At 66.4% G+C, this 7,101-nt stretch carries 6 protein-coding genes; 4 read left to right on the plus strand and 2 right to left on the minus strand.

Annotation, left to right across the window (positions count from 1 at the left end; genetic code table 11):
- The first annotated feature begins 427 nt into the window (after positions 1-427).
- Positions 428-1,633, plus strand: coding sequence for a helix-turn-helix transcriptional regulator (locus FM076_RS20680; protein WP_016469312.1), 1,206 nt, complete (start codon positions 428-430; stop codon positions 1,631-1,633).
- 743 nt (positions 1,634-2,376) lie between these two features.
- Here FM076_RS20680 and FM076_RS20685 read toward each other — a convergent pair.
- Positions 2,377-3,990 (minus strand): recombinase family protein, encoded by a 1,614-nt coding sequence (locus FM076_RS20685; protein ID WP_173872465.1) that lies wholly within the window; start codon positions 3,988-3,990, stop codon positions 2,377-2,379.
- Here FM076_RS20685 and FM076_RS20690 point away from each other — a divergent pair.
- A complete protein-coding gene (locus FM076_RS20690) occupies positions 3,989-4,621 on the plus strand; it encodes an aminotransferase class I/II-fold pyridoxal phosphate-dependent enzyme (RefSeq protein ID WP_173872466.1) in 633 nt (210 codons plus the stop codon). The genes FM076_RS20685 and FM076_RS20690 overlap by 2 nt on opposite strands.
- Positions 4,622-4,781: 160 nt before the next feature.
- Here FM076_RS20690 and FM076_RS20695 read toward each other — a convergent pair whose 3' ends face one another.
- Positions 4,782-5,525 carry a GntR family transcriptional regulator gene (locus FM076_RS20695; protein WP_243274585.1) on the minus strand — a complete coding sequence of 248 codons (744 nt, stop codon included), beginning with the start codon at positions 5,523-5,525 and terminating at the stop codon, positions 4,782-4,784.
- Between the two features lie 164 nt (positions 5,526-5,689).
- Here FM076_RS20695 and FM076_RS20700 point away from each other — a divergent pair, with 164 nt between their 5' ends.
- Together FM076_RS20700 and FM076_RS20705 are read left to right on the plus strand one after the other, a co-directional pair.
- Positions 5,690-6,040: a hypothetical protein gene (locus FM076_RS20700; RefSeq protein ID WP_173872467.1), complete on the plus strand. Its 351-nt coding sequence runs from the start codon at positions 5,690-5,692 to the stop codon at positions 6,038-6,040.
- Between the two features lie 20 nt (positions 6,041-6,060).
- Positions 6,061-7,023, plus strand: a complete 963-nt coding sequence (locus FM076_RS20705; protein ID WP_173872468.1) for a D-2-hydroxyacid dehydrogenase family protein — start codon at positions 6,061-6,063, stop codon at positions 7,021-7,023.
- The last annotated feature ends 78 nt before the right edge of the window (positions 7,024-7,101 follow it).

Consider the following 7,101-nt stretch of genomic DNA (forward strand, 5'->3'; position numbering starts at 1 on the left):
TGAGTTGGATGAACGGTGGTTGAGTTCCGCCAGGCGCGAGCTGAGAGCGTCCGACTGTATGGCCGTGACCATGTGCCGAGGATGTACGTCCCACTCTCTGCCGCCGTTCAGCGGACGCACCTGGTACAGACTCCCCAGGCGATCCATGACCACGCCCACACGCCCCGTGCGCGCGTCCTTGACGACCTCACCTGGTTGCCACTCCTGCGGGTGTTCCCGGGCAGTTCCAGGGGTGTTCACGCGGTACCACTCCCTCACCCCGCTTGTCGCATGACGCTTCGTCACTTCCGAGGTAAGCAAGGGGGGTACGCGGTGACCACGGCAGAAAAGCCGCACTTTGGCCGCATCTTGGCCGCACTGCGGACCTGACCTGTGAGAAGGCGTACGCTGCCCGTGAAGCACCCCGGACGAGGGAGGGCTAGCCAGCGTGGCCAGCAAGCGGCAGAAGCTAGCGGAGCGCCGGAAGGCATGCGGGTACAACCAAGAGGAATTCGCCGAGGCTATCGGAGTTGACCGTTCGACCGTTCAACGGTGGGAGAACGGGAGTAATGAGCCTCAGCCTTGGTTGCGCCCCAAAATTCAGAAGATTCTCGGAATCACGTCGGCCGAGCTTGATTCATTGCTATTTCTGGATTCGCCGCAATCATTCACGATTTCAGTCGCCCAGGCGGCGGATGATGAGATTGAAGCTCTCGAATTGATCCGCCGAGTTTGTGCGAGTGATGTTGGCGCGGAGACGCTGAGTGCCCTAGAGGGTGCTTTCGATAATTTGGCCATGCAATACCCGGTGTCGGCCCCGCATGTTCTACTTGAAAGCGTCAGGCGGCACTCGGCGTACGTTATGCACCTAATGAATGCCCGAATGACCCTAGCTGAGCAAAATCGGCTCTTCATGGTTGGCGGATGGCTGCAACTTCTAGCAGCCACATTGCATATCGACCTGCATCAAGACCGTGCGGCTTCCGCTCGTTTGAAGGCGGCTGCCACGCTCGCGCAGCATGCAGGAAGCAAAGAGATTGAAGCGTGGTGCTTTGAAACCGAGGCATGGCGCGTTCTCACCGATGGGAATTACCGTCGCGCTTTGGAGTTGTCGCAAGCAGCGCAGAAACTTGCACCCGTCGGAACGTCCGTCTCAATTCAGGCAACCGCCCAGGAGGGCCGCGCGCGAGCACGTCTCGGGGAGGCGAAAGAGACATATTCTGCCGTCGATCGAGTGCGGAAAATGTCGGCAAGTCTGGTTCCGCATAAAGGGACGGAGCATCACTACCAATACGATCCGGCTAAATCTTTGGCCTACACTGCTACAACTCTGGCATGGGTTGGAGACCCCGCAGCGGAAAACTACGCACGTGAAGTAATTGCACGCCTGTCGCCAGCGGAAGATATTCAGAAATGGCCAAGGCGAGTAGCCTCAGCGAATATTGATCTAGCTTTGACTCTTCTTGGTGGGGATCGATTGGACGAGGCGTGCTATGCGGCGCAGCGGGCAATACTGTCCGGGAAAATTGTGCCGTCGAATCATTGGCGCGCCCTTGAAGTGGTGCAGGCGGTAGAAGCCAAACGGCTACCCGAAGCGGCAGATTTGCGGGACGCCTTTCAAGGAATGAAGAGGCAAGCCGAACTCGAATCCTGAATTCACCAGTTCAGAATCCGGTGCCAGGGTGCGGCCCGCTGGTTTCCTAGATTTCCTAAGCCGAGTCGACCCCTCTCAGAGGCACAGGCGATGGGCGCAGGGTGCCGGGAAGAGGGGACCAAGCCCCCACGGTCGAGACGCAGGCCCCAGCCGTCAGACGTGCCGACGGCCGAGGGAGCTTGGGCGGCGTAACTTTTCTTCACTTGCTCAAGGGCGCGCCTTCGGCGCGCCGCCCGGTGCGGCTCCAGCCGCTCCGGCCAGGCGTGCGGCCTTCGGCCGGTCCTGTCCGGGCGGCCCGCCGCCCGGGCGTACACGCGGCCTCCTTGAGCCGTCAGAGGGTTACGCGTCCAGCCCCAGGCCGCCGGGCCATCTGAGGCCAGTGCAGCCACCCCGAGGGGCCTTTGGCCACCTTCCCGGTCCCTGGGCCCACGCCGACCGCTGGAAGGGGCCTCAGCGGCTTGCAACGCGGGCGGCCAATGCCCCGCCTCTACTGGTAATTGGCACCGGTCGCCGGACGCCTTTCCGAGGGGTGTGGCGAACGCCAGGGATCTACTTGCGCAGCGTGGTACAAGGGGCGCTACAGCGCGCCCCTTGACCCCGCCCAAGCGGCACGTCCTCAAGCGCGAATGCAGGTTTCGTAGTGGCTAAGGCCCGTGCGCGCTTGAGGACGTGCCGCCTGTGAATTTACCTGCGGCCAAATCCGGGCGACCGTAATGCCGACCCCCGTCAGGTATTGCTGACTGTTACGCGGCGTTCGGCCGCCCTTCCCAGATGTCTTGCAGAGCACCCCTTCTCTGGGCGGGATATGAGTAGTCGTCAGAACCGTCGGCCCATTTGATGTTGACGCGGCTCCATCCGTCGAATCGTGCGCCTTGTTTAGGTGCGCGAGTGACAATGATGCGATCTATAGCGAGGCCCACTAGTTCGCGCTTCAATTCGAGATTGGCGCCCCGCCATTTCAGCCGTGCCCAGAGCGGATTTGTCAACACCGCGAAATCAAGACGACTTTCCCCCGAAAGGGCATTGAGTTGTTCCTGTGCCGTTTCCAATTTCGCCTCTGCCTCTCGCACCAGTCGCGGAAAGTGCTTTCCCATTGCTCCCGAATAGAGCCCTGCCGCCCGGTCGTTGGCGAGCTGTTCGATTGCCGCCTCTGCCGCTTTCACCGCAGCCACGGCATCGTCATATTCTGCCGTGCGCTTCGGTTGAGTGAGAGCCTGCCAACGTTCCGCCAAAATGCGCACCAAGGGGTCATCAGGACTGGCGTTCGTGAACCTGTTGAGCCAACGCATTGCTACGTACTTCTCAATCGCAGTACACCACGCCGAGGCAGGCGTAGGGCAATCGCCGCCCGCAGCCCGGAGCTGACAATTGTAGGACTTACCATCGGCATTCATCCGGTGCCCGCAATGAGCACACACCAGGCGTCCGACGAGAAGTTTCGACGGCCTGCCCGGGCGCCTCTTACCCGGAAGAATCTGATGCCCGGTCAGCACCCTACGGGCACGGTCCGCGGGTTCAGCGGGGATCATCTCGGACATGTCCGCCGCCACCTGCACGCGTTCCCCCGCGTCGTTGTAGTAGAGCGTCGGACTCTTGTGCGACTTACCCCCAGGGCTGACAGTAAGCCACCCCTCATAAACTGGATGAATGACGATTGCTCGAATGGCGTCCGCGCGCCAGCCTTTACCCGTGGCCGTCTTGATCCCCTCGGAGTTCAATTGCCGAGCCAAAGCGCGCGCGGATACCCCTTCGGCAATGGAAGTGAAGATGCGGACAACAATGTCCCACGGAGAGTAATCCTTGCCTTTGACGAGTTTCCGATTGGGTGACAGCTTGCGTGTCACTTTGTCGGCAACCAGCCCGAAGGGGGCACGAGCCAGCCAGCGCCCCTCGTTGCGTTGGCGTTTCTTCGTCTGGCGCACGTTGTACGAAAGGCGCACCGAATATTCGCGGGCATTCTCGGCCCGATCGATAATCCAACGCCTGTCCCGCTCATTCATGGAATCCAGGCGTTCGTAATCGAAGATAACCCGGGCTTTCCCGAGGATGGGTACGACAGCCTCAGCGCCTTTGCGGCTGAACCGGTCCAGTGCATAGCACCAGAGGGCGGGAACTTCTCCGTTGAGAACAGCCGCCATTGCCGCGTCGTACTTAGGTCGCTCTATGTCATCCCATGCCGACAGATTCTCTTTCCAGACCTTGCGGACGCGGTAGCCGTTCTCTTCGGCCCAGCGTCGGCCCCGCTCCTCTTGTGCCCGGAGCGAGAGCGCTTCCTCCCGCTCGCGAACGATCTTGGACTTCCTCAACAGGAGGTCCACCTCTGGCCTGTTGTCCCTCTTCTCCCCGTTGGCAACCATGCCATCCAACCTTCCGACCAGCGGGAACGGCCCGCAACCGAATAGATCCCAGGGTGTTGGACCTACTCCGGTCGGGGCCCTGCAGGGACTGGACCCCGAGCGGGTCGTCTACCTGGGAACCTCCAGCAAGGCGCTGGCCCCGGCACTGCGGCTGGCGTGGCTGGTGCTGCCCGACCGGCTGGTGGACGCCGTGCTGGCGGCCAAGACGCCCGCCGAGTGGACGGTCGGCAGCCTGGGCCAGCTCACCCTGGCGGACTTCCTGGAGTGCGGGGCCTACGACCGGCAGGTGCGGCTGATGCGGCAGCGGTACCGCGCGAGGAGGGACCGACTGGTCGGTCTGCTCGCGGAACGGGTGCCCCGGGCGCGGGCCCGAGGCATCGCGGCCGGACTGCACGCCGTCCTCGAACTGCCGCCCGGCACCACGGAGGAGGCCGCGCTGCGCGCCCTGGAGCGGGCCGGTGTCGGCCTCGACGCGCTTTCCGGGTTCCGCCACCCGGCCGCGCCGCCCGAGCCCGCGCCGCCGCCCGCGCTCGTCGTCGGCTACGGCACCCCGGCCGAACACGCCTACGCGGCGGCGCTGGAGGCGCTGTGCGGGGCACTGGCCCGTCCCGCGGCGCCGGACCGGGGATGACGCACGGGCCGCGACACCCGCTCTTGAGCCGGCGGTGCGGGGACGGGCCGGTCCGGCTCCCACCTCGGCCTCCCGGCGACCCTCGCCCTCTCCTTCACCCTGACCCCGACACCGCAACGACCCACCGCAAGACGCCAGGAGCCGGCCCCTTACTCCGGCCCTAACGTGAGCTGACGCCGGCGCCTCCCGGGTCCGTCTCGTACGAGAGCGTCAGCCGTGGTGGCAGGCACCACTCGCCGTAGAGGACCATGCCCTCCTCGTCGCTCCAGCGGTGGGCCCCGGCCAGGGTGGGCGCACCTGGCGGGATACCGAGGTGACCGGCCTCGCGCTGATCGGCTTCACGCGCGTGCATGTCGTCGCGGGCGTAGGTGGGCGTGCGGCCCGTCGCCTTGAGGACTTTCGGGAGCAGGCCGTGCACCTTGCCGGGTGCGGTGCTGAGCAGGTCCGGTACGAGGGCTGCGAAGTGGGCCGGAAACCAGTCGACGGCGAGCATCAGCCGGGCCTTGCCCCGGCCTACGGTGTACTCCCGTCGGACCACCTGGTCGCCGTGGTCGAGATCGAAGATCTCCGCGACGTACAGCGGCGGGACCACGAGTTCCGCAGCGGTGACGGCCACCGACTCGCCGTCTGCCAGAACGCTTCCCGTCCGCCGCGCCAGCCCGGCCCGTTCGCTCGGCGTAAGGCCGACCGGTGCCTCGTCCGCCACGAACGTGCCGCGCGGTGAGGTGCGCACGACACCTTCCACCGACAGCTGACCGAGCGCCCGCTGCGCGGTTGCCCCCGCACACCGGTAGGAGGCCGCCAACTCCTTGACGGTCGGCAACTTGTCGCCGGGCCCCAGCTCACCGGAGAGGATCCGGTCCCGAAGCTCCGCCGCGATGTCCATGAAGCGCTGCTCTGCCATATTCGGCACGGTAGCGGGTGAACTAGAACACCGAAAAGCCTTCGCAGTGGCCTAGTTCGCCTCAGGAGGGTGAATTTTCATCCCGGGTCCTGCGTGTGACCTAGTTCAGCTCAATGGTGACCTAGTGCGCCTCGCTCCGAGGTGCCCCGTGAGAGGAGCACACGATGACCGACGAGAGGGAATCCCTCCTCCCAGAGGTCCTGCGGCTGTTGCCGTGGGCCACCGACACGGGCAAGCCCTGCTACCTGTCGCCCGCCCCCGAGGGCGGGGTCCTCACCGCGCTGGCCGACCGGGTCGAGAACCAGCACCTCCGCGACGCGGCCGAGGCGCTGGGGGAGGCCCGACGCGTGCTGGCGGATCCCGCCGCCGGGGCCCTCGCCCTCCGGCTGGCGCTCACCGCGTGCGCCCGCGCGCTCGCCAACGCCCTGCGGGTCGCGCACAGCCGGGGACTCCGCCTCGGGGCGGAGGACACGGGCGAGGGGAGCGGGCATGATCGACAGCCTCGGGGGACGTGACGGATCGAGAGTGAGGTGCCATGACACGTCTGCGGTGTGCGCTGGTGGACGACTTCCAGGGCGTGGGGACAGCGATGGCCGACTGGTCGCGGGTCGCGGAGGAGGTGGAGGTCGTCGGCCTCCGGGAGCATCCCGCCGACGAGGACGCGCTCGTCGCGATGCTGGACGGCTTCGACATCGCGGTGACGCTGCGGGAACGGGTGCCGTTCCCGCGTTCCGTCCTCGCACGGCTCCCCAGGCTGCGCCTGCTGATCGCCTCGGGCATGCGCAACACCGTCATCGACTACGCGGCGGCCGAGGAGCACGGGGTGACCGTGTGCGGAACGGCCAGCTCCCCGGTGCCGCCGCTGGAGCACACCTGGGCCCTGCTGCTCGGGCTGGCCCGGGGGATCGGCGTGGAGAGCGCGGCGCTGCGCGAGGGCGGGCCCTGGCAGCAGACCGTCGGCGCCGATCTGCACGGCAAGCGGCTGGGGCTGCTCGGTCTGGGCAAGATCGGCGGGCGGATGGCACCGATCGCCGCGGCCTTCGGGATGGAGGTCCTCGCCTGGAGCCAGAACCTCACCCGGGAGCGCGCGGACGAGGTGGGCGCCGTGCGGGCCGGCTCCCTCCACGAACTGCTGGCGGCCAGCGACTTCGTCTCCGTCCACCTGGCGCTGAGCGAGCGCACCCGGCACCTGATCGGTGCGAAGGAGCTGGCCGCGATGAAGCCGGACGCCTTTCTGATCAACACCTCGCGGGCCGCGATCGTCGATCAGGACGCCCTGCTCGACGCCCTCCGTGAGGGCACCATCGCCGGGGCCGCTCTCGATGTCTTCGACATCGAGCCCCTCCCCGCCGGCCACCCCCTGCGCACCGCGCCCCGCCTGCTGGCCACCCCGCACCTGGGCTACGTCACCCGCGACAACTACCGCCGCTACTACGGCGACGCCGTCGAGAACATCCGTGCCTACCTGGACGGCTCCCCCGTCCGCAGGCTGCCCTGACCTGCCCTGATCCCGCCCTGCCCCCGCCCGGACGGCGCCCCCGGCCCGGACGACTGGCCCCGGCCCGGACGGCGCCCC

The sequence above is a fragment of the Streptomyces albus subsp. chlorinus genome, assembly GCF_013302895.1.
Lineage (GTDB): Bacteria > Actinomycetota > Actinomycetes > Streptomycetales > Streptomycetaceae > Streptomyces > Streptomyces chlorinus.

Coding starts and splice junctions, on each gene's coding strand:
- FM076_RS20700 (WP_173872467.1), top strand. CDS start 5,690: ATGACCGACGAGAGGGAATCCCTCCTCCCAGAGGTCCTGCGGCTGTTG.
- FM076_RS20685 (WP_173872465.1), bottom strand. CDS start 3,990: ATGGTTGCCAACGGGGAGAAGAGGGACAACAGGCCAGAGGTGGACCTC.
- FM076_RS20705 (WP_173872468.1), top strand. CDS start 6,061: ATGACACGTCTGCGGTGTGCGCTGGTGGACGACTTCCAGGGCGTGGGG.
- FM076_RS20690 (WP_173872466.1), top strand. CDS start 3,989: ATGCCATCCAACCTTCCGACCAGCGGGAACGGCCCGCAACCGAATAGA.
- FM076_RS20695 (WP_243274585.1), bottom strand. CDS start 5,525: ATGGCAGAGCAGCGCTTCATGGACATCGCGGCGGAGCTTCGGGACCGG.